18 protein-coding genes and 1 riboswitch are annotated in these 18,609 nt (G+C 36.3%); of the genes, 4 read left to right on the forward strand and 14 right to left on the reverse strand.

The features are described from left to right. Window positions 1-68: 68 nt before the first annotated feature. Window positions 69-299 carry a hypothetical protein gene (locus C1N55_RS19055; protein WP_137730259.1) on the reverse strand — a complete coding sequence of 77 codons (231 nt, stop codon included), beginning with the start codon at window positions 297-299 and terminating at the stop codon, window positions 69-71. 124 nt (window positions 300-423) lie between these two features. Between C1N55_RS19055 and C1N55_RS19060 the strand changes: the two genes are divergently transcribed. After that, the gene (locus C1N55_RS19060) at window positions 424-2,190 is read left to right on the forward strand and encodes a sulfatase-like hydrolase/transferase (RefSeq protein WP_370452550.1); all 1,767 of its coding nucleotides are present in this window, start codon (window positions 424-426) and stop codon (window positions 2,188-2,190) included. A gap of 406 nt (window positions 2,191-2,596) precedes the next feature. Here C1N55_RS19060 and C1N55_RS19065 read toward each other — a convergent pair whose 3' ends face one another. The 9 genes from C1N55_RS19065 to C1N55_RS19105 form a co-directional block, all read right to left on the reverse strand. After that, window positions 2,597-3,103, reverse strand: a complete 507-nt coding sequence (locus C1N55_RS19065; RefSeq protein ID WP_137730260.1) for a YfiT family bacillithiol transferase — start codon at window positions 3,101-3,103, stop codon at window positions 2,597-2,599. Window positions 3,104-3,125: 22 nt separating this feature from the next. Next, window positions 3,126-4,304, reverse strand: coding sequence for an MDR family MFS transporter (locus C1N55_RS19070; RefSeq protein WP_370452551.1), 1,179 nt, complete (start codon window positions 4,302-4,304; stop codon window positions 3,126-3,128). A 163-nt stretch (window positions 4,305-4,467) separates the two neighbouring features. Further along, on the reverse strand, window positions 4,468-5,688 hold the full coding sequence (locus tag C1N55_RS19075; protein ID WP_137730261.1) for a methyl-accepting chemotaxis protein: 1,221 nt from the start codon (window positions 5,686-5,688) through the stop codon (window positions 4,468-4,470). Window positions 5,689-5,855: 167 nt separating this feature from the next. Beyond that, window positions 5,856-6,851 (reverse strand): bile acid:sodium symporter family protein, encoded by a 996-nt coding sequence (locus C1N55_RS19080; RefSeq protein WP_137730262.1) that lies wholly within the window; start codon window positions 6,849-6,851, stop codon window positions 5,856-5,858. A gap of 139 nt (window positions 6,852-6,990) precedes the next feature. Continuing rightward, on the reverse strand, window positions 6,991-7,563 hold the full coding sequence (locus C1N55_RS19085) for a DUF3967 domain-containing protein (RefSeq protein ID WP_137730263.1): 573 nt from the start codon (window positions 7,561-7,563) through the stop codon (window positions 6,991-6,993). 137 nt (window positions 7,564-7,700) lie between these two features. Then, window positions 7,701-8,675, reverse strand: a complete 975-nt coding sequence (gene nrdF, locus C1N55_RS19090; RefSeq protein WP_137730264.1) for a class 1b ribonucleoside-diphosphate reductase subunit beta — start codon at window positions 8,673-8,675, stop codon at window positions 7,701-7,703. Next, window positions 8,663-10,756 (reverse strand): class 1b ribonucleoside-diphosphate reductase subunit alpha, encoded by a 2,094-nt coding sequence (nrdE, locus tag C1N55_RS19095; RefSeq protein WP_137730265.1) that lies wholly within the window; start codon window positions 10,754-10,756, stop codon window positions 8,663-8,665. Before nrdE ends, nrdF begins: the two co-directional genes overlap by 13 nt. After that, on the reverse strand, window positions 10,753-11,112 hold the full coding sequence (gene nrdI / locus C1N55_RS19100; protein ID WP_137730266.1) for a class Ib ribonucleoside-diphosphate reductase assembly flavoprotein NrdI: 360 nt from the start codon (window positions 11,110-11,112) through the stop codon (window positions 10,753-10,755). Before nrdI ends, nrdE begins: the two co-directional genes overlap by 4 nt. Continuing rightward, the gene (locus C1N55_RS19105) at window positions 11,109-11,333 is read right to left on the reverse strand and encodes a glutaredoxin family protein (protein ID WP_137730267.1); all 225 of its coding nucleotides are present in this window, start codon (window positions 11,331-11,333) and stop codon (window positions 11,109-11,111) included. Before C1N55_RS19105 ends, nrdI begins: the two co-directional genes overlap by 4 nt. A gap of 195 nt (window positions 11,334-11,528) precedes the next feature. Continuing rightward, window positions 11,529-11,709, reverse strand: a riboswitch (cobalamin riboswitch). 123 nt (window positions 11,710-11,832) lie between these two features. Here C1N55_RS19105 and C1N55_RS19110 point away from each other — a divergent pair. Beyond that, on the forward strand, window positions 11,833-13,266 hold the full coding sequence (locus tag C1N55_RS19110) for a bifunctional metallophosphatase/5'-nucleotidase (protein WP_168193905.1): 1,434 nt from the start codon (window positions 11,833-11,835) through the stop codon (window positions 13,264-13,266). A gap of 125 nt (window positions 13,267-13,391) precedes the next feature. Here the strand turns inward: C1N55_RS19110 and C1N55_RS19115 are convergent, their stop codons facing one another. Further along, window positions 13,392-13,526 (reverse strand): YjcZ family sporulation protein, encoded by a 135-nt coding sequence (locus tag C1N55_RS19115; protein ID WP_137730269.1) that lies wholly within the window; start codon window positions 13,524-13,526, stop codon window positions 13,392-13,394. Between the two features lie 182 nt (window positions 13,527-13,708). After that, window positions 13,709-14,311 carry a LysE/ArgO family amino acid transporter gene (locus C1N55_RS19120; RefSeq protein WP_137730270.1) on the reverse strand — a complete coding sequence of 201 codons (603 nt, stop codon included), beginning with the start codon at window positions 14,309-14,311 and terminating at the stop codon, window positions 13,709-13,711. A gap of 99 nt (window positions 14,312-14,410) precedes the next feature. Here C1N55_RS19120 and C1N55_RS19125 point away from each other — a divergent pair, with 99 nt between their 5' ends. Continuing rightward, window positions 14,411-15,871 (forward strand): aminotransferase-like domain-containing protein, encoded by a 1,461-nt coding sequence (locus tag C1N55_RS19125; protein ID WP_137730271.1) that lies wholly within the window; start codon window positions 14,411-14,413, stop codon window positions 15,869-15,871. Between the two features lie 79 nt (window positions 15,872-15,950). Here C1N55_RS19125 and C1N55_RS19130 read toward each other — a convergent pair whose 3' ends face one another. After that, window positions 15,951-17,042 (reverse strand): LuxR C-terminal-related transcriptional regulator, encoded by a 1,092-nt coding sequence (locus tag C1N55_RS19130; protein WP_168193906.1) that lies wholly within the window; start codon window positions 17,040-17,042, stop codon window positions 15,951-15,953. A gap of 119 nt (window positions 17,043-17,161) precedes the next feature. Between C1N55_RS19130 and C1N55_RS19135 the strand changes: the two genes are divergently transcribed. After that, window positions 17,162-18,052 (forward strand): 3-hydroxyacyl-CoA dehydrogenase, encoded by an 891-nt coding sequence (locus C1N55_RS19135; RefSeq protein WP_137730273.1) that lies wholly within the window; start codon window positions 17,162-17,164, stop codon window positions 18,050-18,052. 88 nt (window positions 18,053-18,140) lie between these two features. On the opposite strand, the gene C1N55_RS19140 is transcribed toward C1N55_RS19135, so the two are convergent. Then, window positions 18,141-18,584 (reverse strand): NUDIX domain-containing protein, encoded by a 444-nt coding sequence (locus C1N55_RS19140; protein WP_137730274.1) that lies wholly within the window; start codon window positions 18,582-18,584, stop codon window positions 18,141-18,143. Window positions 18,585-18,609: the final 25 nt, after the last annotated feature.

Raw genomic sequence — 18,609 nt, forward strand, 5'->3', positions numbered from 1 at the left:
TATAACCTATAGGTGTTATTTTATGATTATATACAACCAAAAGGTGTTATGTCAAACTTGGCTTATACTTAAAAAATAAAAGTAAATATGGCAAACAGTAATGGCATAATCGTTAATACAAAGCCAATCTTCGTTAATTTCTTAATAAATAAGAACACAACACCGATGATCCAAAGTACAACAAAAAAGGCATCATCATATACAACTCGTTCAAAGCCATCTTCCAATATTGGTATGGAAATGAAAAAAGCAAAAATGGCTGTCCAGATAATATGTATGATTCTATAGATTTTAAACATAAAAACCTCCCTTTCCTACTTAATTATTAACGTGCTCATACATCGAAAGGATTCTTCATTCAGTAATCTAGACAAATAGTCTAACCTTTATAAGCGTTATTACATATAATATGGCATTAAAGGGGTGAAAATTTTGTATTCGGCAAACGATTCTAAAGAATTAAAGCGACCTAATATTCTGTTTTTACTCGTCGATGAGCAACGTTACCCGCCCTGTTATGAAACTGAAACTTTATATGAGTGGAGAAAGGAAAATTTAATTACACAAGAGATTTTACGTGAGAAAGGACTTACCTTTTTAAATCATTATATCGGAAGTACTGCCTGTTCACCGAGTAGAACAACGCTTTTTACCGGTCAATACCCATCTCTCCATGGCGTTACACAAACAACTGGGGCAGCCAAAGGGGCGTTTGATCCAAACGTTTACTGGCTTGGGTCAAATACCGTTCCAACTATAGGAAATTATTTTCGTACAGCAGGCTACCAAACATTTTGGAAAGGAAAATGGCACCTTTCAGATGAAGATATTTTAGTTCCTGGTACACACAATGCATTACCGAGTTATCATACAACCACTGGTATTCCTGATTCTACAAAAGAAAAGCTCTATGAAAATGCAAATCGATTAAATGCATACGGCTTTGATGGTTGGATTGGACCAGAACCTCATGGAGCGGACCCTCGAAATTCTGGATCCTCAGCGAAAGTCGGGTTATGTGGACGCGACGCAATTTATTCAGCGGAGGTTGTGGAATTAATTCAATCATTAGAACAGAACCCAAGTTCAAATCAGCCTTGGCTCATTGTATCTTCTTTGGTAAATCCGCATGATATCACTCTTTTCGGATCACTTTCTAGACTAAGCCCAAACTTTAATTTTGAAATAGATCCTTCAGTGCCAAATATCCCACACTCACCTACGTCAAAGGAAGATTTACTTACAAAACCAAAGGCACAATTGAGTTATCGGGATACTTATCAATTAGCCTTTCAAGCAACAGTCGATTCTGAGTTTTATAGACAGCTATACTACTCACTTCATAAGAAAGTAGACGAAGAACTATATAAAATTTACACTGCCTTGGCAAATTCTATTTTCTATGAAGATACTATTATCATTTTCACATCTGATCACGGAAGTTTACTGGGGGCACACGGTGGACTTTTCCAAAAGTGGCATAATGCTTACGACGAAGCTCTTCATGTACCATGTATTATTCATAGCCCAAAATTGTTTGCAGAACCGAAAGAGTTGAAACTACTAACAAGTCATGTGGATATCGCCCCAACATTATTAGGTCTAGCTGGTATAGATATAGATGTGGTACAGAAAGAATTGCTTAAAACCCATTCAGAGGTACACCCTTTTGTTGGACGAAATCTTGCTCCTTTCATCAAAGGGGAGGAAACTATAACAAAAGCTAACGAAGCCCTTTACTTTATGACAGATGATGAAGTAACAAAAGGATTAAACCAAACATCACTGCAAGGCGAACCTTATTCATCTGTTCGTCAGCCCAATCATTTAGAGACCATCATTATTAAATTACCTACTGGCAAGGGGGACTCGGAGGAAATATGGAAGTATACGCGTTATTTTGATAACCCACAATTTTGGAGTACTCCTCACTCTGAGGATCTTGAAACAACGAAAATCTTCACCACAAAACTTTCAGATACAAAAGAAGCTAACATGGTGCTTAAGACAACAAAAACTGAACCTGTGGATGAGGAGTTTGAATTATACAATTTAACAAGGGATCCTTTAGAGAGGATTAACTTGGTTCATCCTTTGCACGAAACTCCCGAAACAAAGTTAGTTCAGCTTCTTTTATCACAAGTATTAAAGCAGCAAAGGAAACAGAAAAGGATTTATCCTACTAATTAATAAAAACTAGAAGGAAACATTTACGTGTATATTTTGCTAATTAAAATTCTAATATCGTATGTATTATGCGAGCGAACTAAGGGGCCAACACGACGTTGGACATGGGAGCGATGTCACATGGACGTGACGTTTTCGCTCCCCACACAAGCCGCAGAGCCAACTTGTTGTCTCTACGACTCGTCTTTGTGCTTATGTAAATGTCCGCTCACACTAGTTGCATCTTCTAAACTTTCCGCAGTAATTGTGCAGCTTACGTGGTAGGCTGCGGCTTCTAAAATGAACAACTTTCTGTAGTTAGACTAAAGGTATTCGATTAATAATTTCGGAGATAAAATACGTTTTACTCATTATTACTGAGCAATAAAAAGTGTCACTCCTTCTTTTTCTTAAGGCGTGACACTTTTTATCATTTGATGGCATTACGGATGTGAGCTAGATGGTGATTCCCGTGCCATGCATAAAGTCCAATGTTTTTCTCAAGCGTAATGTCACCAGCGTCTGGATGAGTGAAGGTTCTTTTTAGTTGTACGACTGTAAGTTTTTCTAATATGTATACCCATCGTTCATGTAACGACTGTATTAACGCCAAGGATACTTCAATAGGAAGATTTGAATCAGGGAGTTCGGCCCATTTTTCCTCTGCATAGGGTTTTATGGTTGGGTTGTTTTCGGTTAAAGCAAGTTTGAAGCGTATATAGGAATTCAGATGACTATCCGCTATATGGTGGACAAGCTGCCGAATGTTCCAGCCACCTTCCCGATAAGTATTTTTAAGTAATTCTTCATCTAACTCATTAACAACTTCATTTAATCGCGCTGGAAATGTTTTAATTTCATGAATCCATAGCTGAACTTCTTCCGAAGAAATGCTTTCACCACATGAGAACTGACCAATCGGATACCTTTCATTCATGTTGAATCCCCCATCCATCTTTTTATACTACTTTATTCATAGATAAAGCTTTTTTATAAAATACGAGACTTAGTAATACGATCACTGCCATAACAAAATATATTTCTCCTGCATAATGAGTGAGAAGCCATCCACCGAAAATCGGACCGATAAATCCGCCAATATTTTTTAGTTGGGATGCACCTAAATAAGTGGCTTTTTGTGTATCTGGTGCAATCTCCTCAATCATGGCATTCATCATAGGAAATGCAAAAATCTCACCAATCGAAAAGACAATCATCGCTACAATAAATAATGTCCAACTCGATGCTATGTTAAATAATATGAAGCCAGAAGCGAAGAAACACATCCCTAAACTCAAGCTTTTGAGAGATGAAATTTTTTCCGAATACACGCTGATTGGTAACTGGAACAATAAAACGATTGCAGCATTGATCACAAGTAAGGCTGAATATAATTGTACGCCATCTTCCACTGAAAGATTTACCAGCTGAGGCAATGTGGAATCGTATTGTGAGTAACCTAGACTAATAAGCACGCCGCCAGCCAGTAAAAGAAGTAGCTTTGTATCTGTTCCTACCACTCTTAGCATCTGGGAAAGTGTCTGTCTTTCGGCCGCTAATTGCTGACGCATTTCAAAGTGGTTTAATAAAGCAATAAGGACAAAACCATAAACAGCATACATCACGCCGGTAATAATAAATGGCATAACCGCACTCGATAAACTAGAAATCCATACACCTAAAACAGGCCCAATCACACCAGCAATGTTGATGCTTGTATATCGTATTGAAAATAGCCTTCTACGTTTCTCTTTTTCTGTAAAATCGATCATTAAAGCTTGCGTTGCGGGCTCAAAAAAGGATCGACATAATCCGTTTATACTACTAAGAACCGCAAATAACACCACACTCTTAACTATAGCAAAGCCAATAAAGACACCGCTCCAAACAAAAATAGTAAAAATAATAACAAGTTTCCGACCTAATTTATCTGTTAAAAATCCCCCAAAAATCCCTCCAAAGGTTGCAAATAATTGAGCCGCCCCCAGAGTTATTCCAATAACTAGCGGCGAAGCATTCAACTCGTTATGTAGATATAATGCGAGAAATGGAATGGTCATAAAGCTTGCTGCACGAGTGAAAATAGTGCCAAGTAAAATACTCCATACTAAAGGATGGAAATAACTTAATCCCTTCAAAATAAACACCTCTATTTGTCCCACTACTGTAACTTAGTGACCAATAAAAACAAAGTGCATTTAGCACTATTTGGATATTTGGAAATTTGGAAACTATTTTATCAACAAAAAATGAGTGTCTCCGATTGAACCGGCTTTGACACTCATTGCATGGTATTTAGACTTACTTTCTTACCATTCCTTGTAGTTGTTCTGCAACATCAGCTAAAGAACTAGTTGAAGAGGACACTTCATTTAATGCATGAGAATTTTGTTCGGATGCCGCTGAAATTTCCGACATTTTTGAAGAAGAATTAAGAGCTAATTGTGATACATCCTCAAATGATGCATTTACTTGTTCTGTACTTGCAGACATTTCTTCCACTACTGCGGACAATTCTTGTGTTTGAGCACTTACATTTTCAATAGATGTTATAATTTGAGTAAATGTTTTACCTGTAACCTGTACTAATTCCAATCCGTTTTTCGTCTCTTCTGTTGCTTTATTCGTCATCACATAGGCCTGATTTGTATCTTCTTGAATTAACTTGATAATTTCCTCAATCTGTTTCGAAGCTTCCTTTGACTGTTCCGCTAAGAGCCTTACTTCGTTAGCCACAACCGCAAACCCTTTTCCATGCTCACCCGCACGTGCAGACTCGATTGCTGCATTTAATGCTAATAGGTTCGTTTGATCGGCAATCCCTGTAATTACCCCTATAATGCTGCCAATTTTTGTTGATTTACTTTCTAACTCTTTCATAACAGAATTCGTTTCATGATTTACTCTATAAATAGAGTTCATTTGTTTATCAATTTCTTGGATATACTTATTCCCTAAATTTGCTTGAGTGGTTGTTTCTGAAGCGGATTCAGCGACGCTATTTGTAGTTTGAGCTACACGACCAATTCCAATAGTAATCTCACTCATTGCCGAGGCACTTTCTTGTATGTTCTTACCCTGTATATCTACACTACTAGCAACCTCTTGAATGGACGCTGCCATTTGGTTAGTTGATACATTTGTTTGCTCAGTTGATGACTTTAAACTACTTGATGATTCTACCAATCGTTCAGATAAGCTATTTAATTGACCAAAGATTGATTTAAGATTCTCACTCATACCTATTAAAGATTGAGATAGTTCGCCAATTTCATTTTTCATTTTTGATGTTTTATCAATATTTAAATCACCACTCCTAATCTGTCTTGCATTATGTATTGTTCTCTTCAAAGGTAGGGAAATAGATGTATATGTATAGATTGTACTAACCACTAAAATGACGATTCCAACAGCACTAATGATCAAAGTCTGGTTAGATGTTGCAAACAGCATATTAACTATTGATAAACCAAGTAATAACAGATTACCTACAAAAATTCCTTTGGTCGCTTTAATGCCCATATAGTTTACATCTCCTTATAAATTTAGTCTCTTTATAACAAAATTAACATTTTTCTGAATACTTAGCCATAGAGCTAAAGTAGTCAGACAAGGACTTTAGAGGAATAAAAAAGAGAAGTATGTTAGTTCATACTTCCCATTTATCTTCTTATTAGTTTTAAAGAATCTTATAAAACTGAGGAATTCTCATGATTGAATCGTCCTTCTTCCGATTGACACTTCTCTTTATATTTTTCTTTGTATTTTTCTAAGACTCTATTAAATTGTGAAGCAAGGATTTGCTGGAACAGCATACCAAATACTACCGGCATTACAACTTTGGGCGGGAAGTAAGTCGTTGCAATTACTACCCCCACGGCAATATTCCGCATTCCTCCTGTAAAAACAACGGTCGTAATGATTTCAAAGTCTTTGAATAAGTAATGTCCTAAAACTAAGCACATTATATAACCAGAGATGGCCATCAAAAAAACCACCACGATAATCCAAATGATTTCCCACGTAATGTTTTTTAAGTATGGAGCAATGGCACTACTATTAATTCCTACAATAAGAAATAAACTTAGCTTCTGAAATGGCGCTAGTGTTTCACCAAGGGTTCGGTTTATTTCACCCTTGGTCCACTCGTTTAACAAAACTGCTAAAATTGAAGGTATTACGATCATCCACAATAAATCGAGCATAATGGACATGGTATTAATTTCAATTTTTTCACCGACAACAAAGTGAACTATTATTGGTAAGATAACCGGCGAAAGGATTGTATCTATTAAAATGATGGATAAGCAAAGCGGGAGGTTCCCTTTACTAATACTAGCCCAGATAAAGCTAGTTACTCCAGTGGGAACGGCCACCGAAAGAATAAATCCGATTACCAATAAATGATCATCAAATAAAAGATTTGAGATGAAGTACGCCCAAACAGGCATGAGGATATGTAAAAATGCGATGGTGATGAGAATAACCCAAGGGTACTTTATGAAACTTCGCAAGCCTTGAAAATTCATGCTTAAACTACCAGCAAACGTCATAAATGCGAATAACCACGGTACAAGAAATACTAATTGCCCTCCAATATCCTCGAGAAGAACACCTATTATTAAACTAAGCGGTGTTAAAATCGGCATTAGTTTTTGGAGTTGTTTATTGAAATCGGCTAACATCGAAGTCCTTCTTTCTAAATTCTATAAACTTTACTATACGCCAATTTACATTAGTTAGTAAGTAGTTGTTTAAAACAAAAGTAGCTTGCGGCATCAATATTCGCAAGCTACTTTTATTTATTAATAATTTGATAATTTATCATTTCCAAAATTTCCACCATATTCTCTTATTTTTTTCATTTTCCTTTTCTCTTTCCGCTTCGGCAGCTGCAGCAAGCTGTCTTCTTGTTTCCATGGACTCCTTCATGGCAAACATTAATTTTTTGTCGCGTTGTTCAATGCTGTTTTTTATATAATGTTCCTGTTTAATTAATTGTTCTAGAAGGGTTTTATTGAATTCCATTTGTTCATTTTTGAATGCTGCAAATTCTTCAAGAAGAGTATTTATGTCCCTCTTCTCTTCGGAATTCTTTTGATGGCTTTCATGGAGTTCATCTATAGCTGTACCAAGGATTTCACTTACAGCTTGTTTGATTGTCAGGGAACTAGAGTTTTTTAGGTCAACTATTTTTTTTATGATTTCAATGTCTTTTTTGTAGTAAATGCGATGTCCATTTTTGTTCTTTTGAAAGTCGTAATGATGTTTTTGCATCAAGGTACAGTAATTCCTAAGAGTCCTTTCGTGAACACCTACTATCTTACTAACCGCCAACGTATTATAAATAAGATCTTCACCCGTTGATATATCCGCTACTACTATTACATCTGACATACATATCACCCCTTACTCCATACAATTCGCAAAAAAATACTATACTCCTTTAAAAATCGTTCTACAAATATAGACAGAAATTTCAATTTAGGCATAATAAAAACTCACAAGGAATCTCCCTTTGTGAGTTTCTATTTTTAGATTCTATTTTTAAAATCAAATGTGTCATCCGTAATTGGCGCCATTTTCGCTTTCGCGTAAGTAGATCCCTTCTGACTAAAAAAGTCATAGGTAGATCCTTCATTACGAATGCCATTCATGACAATTGGATTTACTTCTTCTTCAGGGAACATTGCCTCAAAGCCCACATTCATCAAGGCTTTATTGGCGTTATATCGAACGTAAGCTTTTACGTCTGGAGAAAGTCCCGTTTCTGCATACACATCATCCGTATAGCTCATTTCATTTTGATATAAATCAAGCAGGAGATCATATCCCCAAACCGTTAACTTATCTTGCTTTTCCTTCGAAAATTGTTTGAAAAGATTTTGAGCAAAGAAGCCTACTGCAACACCATGGATGGATTCATCACGTAATATTAATGAAATTACTTCTGCTGAGTTACGTAAAATTCCTTGTCCCCCTAAATAAAGTGGATAGAAAAATCCTGAATAGAATAGGAAGGATTCCAGCATCACAGAAGAAAACATTGCCTTCCATAAGCTTTCTGGATTCCCTTCTTCAATACCGTTATAGATATCCCCTATTTTATTGGCCTTGTATTGTAGATACTCATTTTTCTTGACCCATTCAAATAATTCATCAATTTCCGTATTTGTGCAAAGGGTAGTAAATATATATGAATAGGATTTGGCGTGAATAGCTTCAAAAGCTCCAAAGACAGTAAACACAGCTTTCTCTTGTAAATCTGTTGCATACGTAGCAATTTGATTCATGCCAATATTGGTTTGAACCGTGTCCAGTAATGTCAGGCCAGCAAATACCTTTTTATATGTTTCCTGATGCTCGAAGCTTTGCCACTGCTTTACATCCTTACTAACAGCAATTTCTTCAGGGAACCATATTTGTTTCCATTGCTGGTCCCAAAATATTTGAGCGAGCTCACTTGTTGGTTTATTCCAATTGACTGCCTCATAAACTAAATTTGACATGCTACACACTCCTCTAATGTTTGCAAACGTTGTCGTACATAGTAAACCGACTTGATTCCTCTCATCCAAGCGTAAATATAAATTTTTGCTAGTTGTTCGGTTGTCCACGCATCAGTCACATATAACGTCATCGAAATCCCTTGATCGACATGCTTTTGTGCAGCAGCGTACAAATCGATTAAATCATAAGCATTCACATCATAAGCCTCCACATAGAGGTGTGCATTATCATTCGTTAAATATGGCATTGGGTAAATTGTGCGGCTATCTGCGTAATCTCGCACTTCTACGCGTTCTGTGCATGGTGAGATGGACGCCGTGCAAGATCTTATATAACTGATTGAACCAGTTGGAGCAATTGCCATTCTATAGCTATGGAATAAACCATATTTTTTTACATCTTCCGCTAATTCCTTCCACATTGCTGCAGTAATAATCGGCACATTCCCTAGCGCACGAATCGTTTCTGAATGGAATGGCTCTTCTACTTTGTTGATATATGGTTCAAAGTAGTTCCCATTGGCATATTCACTTTCTTCAAATTGGTAAAAGGTTTCTCCACGCTCTTTCGCAATTTCCATCGAACTTCTTAGAGAATAGTAGTTTAACGCTTCCATAAAACCATCAATAAATTCAACGGATTCCTTTGAACCATACATTATTCCTTGTGTCACTAAATGCCCATGTAAGTTCATGACACCTAAACCAACTGAATGCATTAACTTATTTGCTTTTGCAACAGAAGGAACGTTTTTGATATAAGTCATTTGAGATACATTTGTTAATAGCCTCATTGACGTATCGACTAGTTTCCCAAAATCAGCTACTTTACTCGCTTCATGTATATCAATGGAACCTAGATTACAAGATACATCTAATCCATACTCATTTGGTTCGTCTTGATCTGTGATAATACTCTTTTGCTGGACTTGTAAAATTTCCGTGCACAAATTCGACATTTGCACTCGACCTATGTTTTTTAGTGGATGCACTTCATTTACGTTATCATCAAAAATTTCAAATGGGTAACCCGATTCAAATTGAGCTTTTTTGACTTCTGTATAAAGCTTTCTTGCATTTAATCGTTTTATTTTGCGGATTTTTGGATTATCCAGCAACTCGTAATACATCTCCGAAATAGAGATTTCAGACATCCGTTTACCGTATTCTTTGTAAATATCGTAAGAGCTAAAGAGAACGATATCCTTATCTCTTTTCATGAGTTCAAAGAAAATGCTCGGAATGATAATACCTGTAGATAGTGTCGCCAGGCGGATTTTATCATCAGCATTTGGTTTTTTGGATGAGATGAAATTCTCGATATCTGCATGGAAAATATTTAAGTATACAACGCCTGAACCATTGCGTTGACCGAGTTGATTGGAATAACTAAAGGAATTTTCTAGAAGCTTTGCAACCGGGATAACACCACTTGCACGATTAAGTATCCCTTTTATAGGATCTCCTAATGGACGCAGATCTGTTAAATTAACACCAACCCCACCACCAAGGCGAGATAGTTCCAAACAGTAACCAATATTTTCGGCGATACTGTTCATTGAGTCATCCATCGATAATTTAAAGCAGCTTACCAGCTCCCCACGAGCTTTCTTTCCACTATTCAAAGCTGTAGGTGTAGCAGGTTGGTAGCCTTCCATCATGGCTTCCACCGCTCGTTCTGCTAGGTCTGCATCACCTTGCGCTAAATACAATGCAATAATCACAATTCGATCTTCATATTTTTCAAGAATCTCTTCACCATCACGGCTTTTCATAGCATAGCTGTCATAGAATTTACTCGCACTCATAAAAGAAGGGAAGCGGAAGTTGTAATCATATGCTTTTTTATATAAGTGTTTAATAAATTCTAGGTCATACAGTTCAATAAATTCTTTTTCGTAATACCCTTCTTCTACTAAATAACGAATCTTCTCTTCTATATCGATAAAGTAGCGTAAGCGTACGTTTACATATTCTAAAAAGTAACGTCGTGTCGCCTCACGGTCCTTTTCCAGCTCTAATTGCCCGGTTGTGTTATAACGATTCAGCACATCATTATTTAGTTTCAAATATGTTTTCATTCAATGACCCTCTTTTCATAAAACTGTTGAATCGCATTATAATCTTCCTGATACCCACGCAAGTCTAGTTTACGTACTAACGGGATACGGTAACTTGATGCAATTTTTTCCCCTGCGCCACCAAATACATGATGTCCAAAGTTGCTATTTCCGCTCACAACGACCCCTTTACAAAAGGCTCCATTTCGCTCTAAAAATTGCGCAACTTTCAGTGGAATGTCCCCAAGCCCATCTGTATATGTAATCAAAAGAAAGGGCTTGTCCAACTGCAATCCTTCTTTTATCTCAACGGCTTCACCCTGTATTTTTGAAGCAATATAGCGTACGTTTCCAGTTCGACTCGCATAAGCAATCACCCTGCGATCAGCTCAATTTGAGAAACAATCTCTTGCACATCCCCTACCAGTTGTCCATCAAACTCTAAAACAGGTACTGAAAGGAAGCCTGCGTCTATAATCGTTTGCTTTGCTTCTTCGTCTTGATCGATATTCACAACTTCTACTTCAAGCCCTGCTCTTTGCAGTTCTGATTTTACCCACATGCATTTTGGACAGATTGTTTTTGTATATAATTTCATAAAATCCCTCTTCTCTATTAATCTCTTTTTTTCTTCAATACCACCTTGTACAATGTGTAAACAGAGGTAGAAATTACTAATTTTTAGTAAAAATTAAAAGGTTATCTCTTCGAAAAAAGATAACCTAAAATTGGAAACGTCCTAAGTGAATTGTATAAAAAGGATGCGTCCCCATTTCTCAATCCCCGAAGAAATGATTGATCTGTTTTACTAGGCAGGTCTCCTGGCTTAGCTTCACACTTTGATTCCCTTCCCATGTATTTACACAGTGGCACACGAATCATTGTCAGCATTACAGTTGCGGGGACAGCGTCGGATTTTCACCGAACTTCCCTATTAAACTACATATAGTAGTACCTACATAAAACAAACACAATATATAGTTTTAATTTACGAAGATAAGTGTAGCACATATCCCAATATGATGTAAATGAGTAAAATTTCATTTACCATATTAAATATATGCTATCAAAATAAAGTCCATATGGAGGTGAAATTTATGGCGGTATCCGTTTTAATTACGAGTGATTTACACGGAAGACTGGATCGCTTTGAACATTTAATAAAAAAAATGAAGGCTTTGAATCCAGATTTAGTGATAGATAACGGGGATTTTTTAGATGGAAGTCCAGCATCTTTTTATTACAAGCATTTTCATAAAAAAAGGCACCCGATGATTGAGCTAGCAAACGAAATCTATGATGTTGCCATTTTCGGTAATCATGAATTTCATAATAATCTAAAAGCTATAGAAAGCTTTCGTTTCGATTGTCATTTCCCTTGGATTAGCTGTAATATGGGGGACTTTGCCAAACCCTATTTTATAAAAGATATTGGTGGAAAAAAATTTGTTGTTGTTGGTGCGACAACTCATTACACACGCATTTGGGACGAGCATGGATATCTAGAGGAACTTCAATTTGAAAATACGTTAAAGGCTCTACAACACTGGGTGGAGGTTGTAAAAACAAGTGAAAAACCAGATTATCTCATCGTTTCCTATCATGGCGGTTTTACCGAGGATCCCACAACAGGCACCGTGTTTCAAGAACGCGTTGGTGAAAATCAAGCAAATGAAATTTTAGAATTGATCCCTGACATCGATTTACTCATTACTGGTCACCAACATCTATCTATAAACACAAGAGTAAAGGATACTTTAATTATTCAACCTGCCTCTCATGGAAACGGGTTCTTCGAGGTACAAATAAACTTTGAAACAAGGCAGCATGAAGCAAAGTTTCACCGATTAAAAAAAGGTGAATTTTCATATCCGCAAGAGGTAGAAGAGTGGCTTGAAAAAGAGGTTGCATACATTATGGATGATTATTCTTATAAGGGTTTATTGTCATCCCGACTTTCAAGCCATCCCTTTATACAACTTATTCACGATATGCAACTCAAAGCTACAAATGCTCAAATCTCAGTTTGTGATTTATTGTATCTAGAGAATGGAGGATTTTTTGGTAGGATCACGAATCGAGACTTAATTAATAACGCACCTCGAGAACATAAGCTAAGGGTTATTTCACTATTAGGGAGTGAAATAAAAGAGTTAATGGAACAAAGTGCTGCCGTATTTGCACTCAATCAAGAGGGTAAAATTGATTTTAGTTCAAACGTGTATCCTGATATTCCCCAGCCTTATCAATACGATTTTTGGGGAGGGATTTCCTATATCATCGATGTGAAGGAACCCGCAGGCCATAGGTTGAAGAATGTGACATTCCAAGGTGAGCCTCTGGTAAATGAGCAAAACTATAAGGTTGTATTGAACAGTTACCGGTTAACAGGATATGATTTTCCTTTATTGAAAAATCGGCAGTTTTTCTATGAATCAACTAGAACAGTTCCTTTTCTATTAAAAGATTATGTACAATCTGACTTTCCTTCGACTGTTCCTACTCATGGAAATTTTAAGGTGATTTATTAGAAAGACTCACCTCGAACAAAGCCTTAGTTATACCTAAGTGAATTTAGAAAGGTTATCTTTACCCTATAATAAAGCCCTCCAAGGGATTTGGAGGGCTAGTTTTTTCTATTTTGTTTGTTTAATTATTAGTAACCATATCCACTGCTAAAGTAGTATGCACCAACAATAATTAAAAGAATGAATAGTACTACTAATAAAGCGAACCCTGAACCATTTCCACCATTGCTATATTCATACTCACCGCCACTTTGTTTACCCATTCTAAAACACCTCCTCAATTTCGAACTCTGTACAATATATGCACCCAGGAAATTGTGTTCTAGACGAATGTAATGGTGTAAATGCCTAGTTTGTAGCATCCTCCCTATTCACATAGCTAAATTGCTTGCAAATACTCTTTAGCAAGGGGCATTTCCTTCATTTAAAAAATGTTCTATTTAAATTAAAAAAGACCGATAAGCAAGTATAAGGCTGTACCCCAGATAAAAAGGGCGGAGCATTTATTAAATAATATAAATATTTGGTTCTGTATATGGATTTTCTTCAAGGTTGATCCTAAAATTGCCAATCCCAAAAACCATATCCATGACACCAAAACGCATGCAAATGCAAAAAGTATTTGTTCTTTCCCACTATATTTCATAGCACTTGTCCCAATTACACCGATCGTATCTAATAATGCATGGGGGTTTAATAAAGAGACAGAAAGCGCAAATATGATTTGCTTTTTTAAAGGTAATGCTTCTTCGCCCTCAACAACAGCTTGCGGCGAGTACCATATCACTTTTCCCATATATAAAAGAAACAGGATCCCTCCTACTAATAAAACAATCCTTAACCACTCAAATTGCAGAACAACTAGTGATAATCCCAAAATAGCAAGCAAAATCAGAACCGTATCACATATTGCCGCAGTGATTGTTGCTGGTAAAGCTTTCATAATCGTCGGTTGCGTAACACCTTGCGTAAATACAAAAACATTTTGCACCCCTAAAGGTAAAATAAGTCCAAATGCCAGTAATATTCCATGTAATAAAGGTTCCATCTTTCAAACTCCTTTCCTCTCTATCATACATGTGATATAAATAGAAAAAAGGTCCAATTGGGTGGACTTCTTCCCACCCAATTTTAAAGGAGATATAAAATGAACTGGCAACCGAATCGCTCCTTAACCACAAGCTTAACAAAACAAATTGTTCAATGGATTACAGAACAAATACAAAATGGTGATTGGCCACTCGGAACGAAATTACCTCCACAACGTCAGCTGGCACTGTCCTTCGGCGTTAACCGCAGTACACTTCAAGAAGCGATTGATGAGCTAAAGGCGAATGGTCTTTTATCTTCTATAGCCGGCTCTGCTACATATGTAACGAATGATTCCTGGAATGTATTTGTGAAGCAAAAACAAACAAATTGGCAGCACTATATTGAAACAAGCATCCATAGAGCAAACTACCAAACCATTCAATTAATTAATGAATTCGAGCAAGATGAGCACATTTTACGATTAGGTACAGGTGAGCTAAGTCCATCGTTATTACCAACTGCTGAACTTCAGAGCTCCCTTAGCGAGGTGAATTTAGATGGTAAAGCAATCGGTTATTCCTCCCCTCAAGGAAGCATGAGTTTACGTCAGGCTATTTGCCAATATGTGAAAAAGCGAGGAATCGAAACGTCGCCCGAAAATATTTGTATCGTCTCGGGGGGCCTTCAAGCACTTCAATTAATTGCTCTTGGACTATTAGAAACAGGTTCATTTGTTTTTCAAAACCAATTTTCTTACTTAAATTCCATTCATACTTTTCAATCCTTTGGTATGAACCTATATTCTCTAACAAATAATCTGCTTACTACCGAAGCAATCGAAAGAATCCGCAAAAAAAGACAAGCCATTTTATACACAATCCCTACTCTTCATAATCCAACTGGCATGAGCATGACTCTAGAAGAGAAAAAAAATTTATATAATTTAAGTGAAGCGATACAATTACCGATGATTGAGGACGATGTTTATTTTGAATTGCTCTTTGATGAGCCGACGCCTGCTATAAAATCCTTTGATCAAGCAGGACAAGTTCTTTATATTGGGAGCGTATCAAAAACTTTGAGCCCCGGCTTGCGAATTGGCTGGGTAATCGCCTCTACCCCAGTTATTAAACGATTAGCTGATATTAAAATGCAATTGGATTATGGCTCAAGCGCAATCTCACAGCAAATCGTCGAATACTGGTTAAGGACAGGCAAATATGAAAAGCATATTGAGCACTTAAGAGTTGAACTAAGGAAACGGGCAGCACTTATGGAGTACTTATTAAAACAGTATTTTGGCAATATTGCTTCATGGGAATCTCCCAAGGGTGGATTTTATGTATGGTTAAAATTCCATAAACCTATTGTTACCACCGAGCTATTTATGAGATTGCTCAAGAAAAAAGTACTTATTAATCCCGGCTATATTTATGGACCGAATGATGCCCACCATATGCGCCTCTCTTTTGCATATAGCTCTGAAGTGGAGTTAAGAAAGGGAATTGAAATTCTTTATCAAGAAATAAATCATATGCTAAGCATTTCTTATGATTATCCTAAGGAAAAAAATTAAAGACCTGAGCCATAATCAGACTTAGGTCTTGGAACCGCAAAATCAAATAGAACATCTTCAAGGAATTAACCTCTTTCTCCTACGATATATACCCCATTTTATATGCATTCGCCACCATATGGGTACGATTTCTGGCATTCAATTTCGTTAACAAATTTTGAACATAATCTCGAATCGTATACTCACTCAAAAATAATAAAGAAGCAATTTCTTTATTGCTATATCCCTCTGAGATTAAATACAGAATACTTTTCTCCTTTTCGGTTATACTGACTTCATTGTCAATTCGATAGGTTGAAGGCTTTCTAGCCAAAAACATCCCTAATCGAATACCCGCTATTTCTAAAGTATCAAGTAACGGTTTTGAATATTCAAAGGACTCTCCCTTTTGGTCGAAAGAGAGCCATCCAAATAATTGTTCACGATATATGACCGGTATGAAAATAATAGAGGATAAATTAAAATATTGGATTACCACATCTACGACATAAGAAGATGGATCCTGTAAATATAAAGGAATTTTCAGGTTAAATACTGGATGTTCCGCTGTTAACTTTCCTTTAATTCTCTGAACCAGCTCTAAATCATCCCCATATATACCATAAAATTCATTTGACCATGCATTATAAGCGTAAAAGTTACAGCGCTTAAAAGCAAAAATTTCCTTCATTTCATTAATAATAATGGGAATTTCTTCGGATCCTGAGGATGAAATGAGAATTTCACTCAATTTGTCTAATTTTTCCAGATAGATCGAGTTTTGATTTGATAGACTATTGATTTGATCAATGGAAGCAAAGTATTGATTGGTTAAATTTGTGATGAGCCTCGACTGAAAAATGAAAATTTGTTCCGTTTGTGGATGACGTTGGTTAAAAAGTAAACGAATCATGGCTTGTTCAATAATGGAACGGAAATGGCTTAAAAACATTCCTGAAATCTCGTGGGTATAGACTTGAATAAATAAATGTAATTGAGTCGATAAATCATTCGTATTTTTGACATCAATTTGCTTAGAGATGAACTTTAAGAAATCCTCAATAAATAAAGCTAGATTCTCTTTCTCCTTTACTGACAGCTCTTTAGTTTGTTGAATATAGGAATTTGTATTTTGAATAATATGAGTGCGATTGATTTTACAAAACAGTACATATTGTATGGCTGTAATCATCTTACCCTCCCTATAAATGTAGGTGATTTTTCTAATATAATACCCTATTTTAAGGGTTATCTGTATGTAAAAATAATTATAAAATAGTTTATGAATATAATATGTGAGGAGAAATGATAATGAATCTTCAAAATGTAAGCGTTGCCGGAAGTGGCGTTTTAGGCAGTCAAATTGCATTCCAAACTGCATTCTTTGGCTATGCTGTTACGGTTTATGATATTAATGATCAAGCTTTAGAAAGTGCAAAAGAACGCTTTACTAAGTTAAAAGGTATATACGGTGAGTATTTCAACGATGCAGAAAAGGCTGAAGCTGCTTTCAATCGTCTAGTTTATAGCTCTGACCTAGCTGAAGCAGTTAAAGAAGCAGATTTAATCATTGAAGCTGTTCCCGAAGTTCCAGAAATTAAAATAAATTTCTATAAAAATTTAAGTGAGGTAGCACCTGAAAAAACGATTTTTGCTTCAAATTCTTCTACAATGTTACCAAGCCAATTTGCAGAGTTTACAGGTCGTCCCGAGAAATTTTTAGCTCTTCATTTTGCTAATGAAATTTGGAAAAACAATACAGCTGAAGTAATGGGACATGTAGGTACCGATGCTAAAAATGCGGATATCGTAGAGGAATTTGCAAGATCTATCGGTATGATTCCATTCCGTTTACACAAAGAACAACCAGGGTATATTTTAAATTCTTTATTAGTGCCATTTTTAGATGCTGCAATGAATTTATGGGTAAAAGAAGTAGCAGATCCTCATACTATTGATAAAAACTGGATGATATCAACTGGAGCCCCAACTGGTCCATTTGCTATTTTAGACGTTGTAGGTATGGCAACACCTTATAATCTGTCTTTGGCAAAAGCTGAAAAAGGTGTACCGTTTGCTAAAGAAATTGCAGAAAAAATTAAAGCAGAATATATCGATCAGGGGAAAATGGGCGTAAGCAGTGGAGAAGGCTTCTATAAATATCCGAATCCCGCATTCACTAATCCAGATTTCTTAAAATAAACTAATAGAGAACTTTACAGCCAGTTGCCGACGTTGTTCGGTAACTGGCTAAAGATTTTTCGCATTTTTATCTTTCCAATGAACGTCCCTATAACGATTTTAATGAAATCCTTGTCCTCATTAATGCATCTGCTAATTCAATATTTCTTTTTAAGTAAATGGGTACCTCGGGATGGGACAGGATTTCCACTGTACTCAACCAAATAACAGCCTCAACTTCATCGGGACTTTTTGCGAAAGGCTCACCCGATTCAAACTCACAAAGAAAAACGATATCAACCACATTTTGTCCTGCGTCTGTCACAAAGGAAGAACTATTTACATATTCAAGGTCCTTAACTGTTATCCCTATTTCTTCAAATATTTCACGTTTAAGAGTTCTTTCAAGGATATCTGTTGAATCTCTTTCTTTTTCCACCTTCGCGCCAACTAAGGAAAGTGTTCCTCCTGCATGTTCTTCCTTTTTGCTGCGTTCAATTAATAGCCAATTTCCATCCTTATAAATGGCACCTTCAACATTTACGATAAACATTCTATGACCCCCTTCAAATTAAGTT

Source organism: Lysinibacillus sp. SGAir0095 (genome assembly GCF_005491425.1).
GTDB lineage: Bacteria > Bacillota > Bacilli > Bacillales_A > Planococcaceae > Ureibacillus.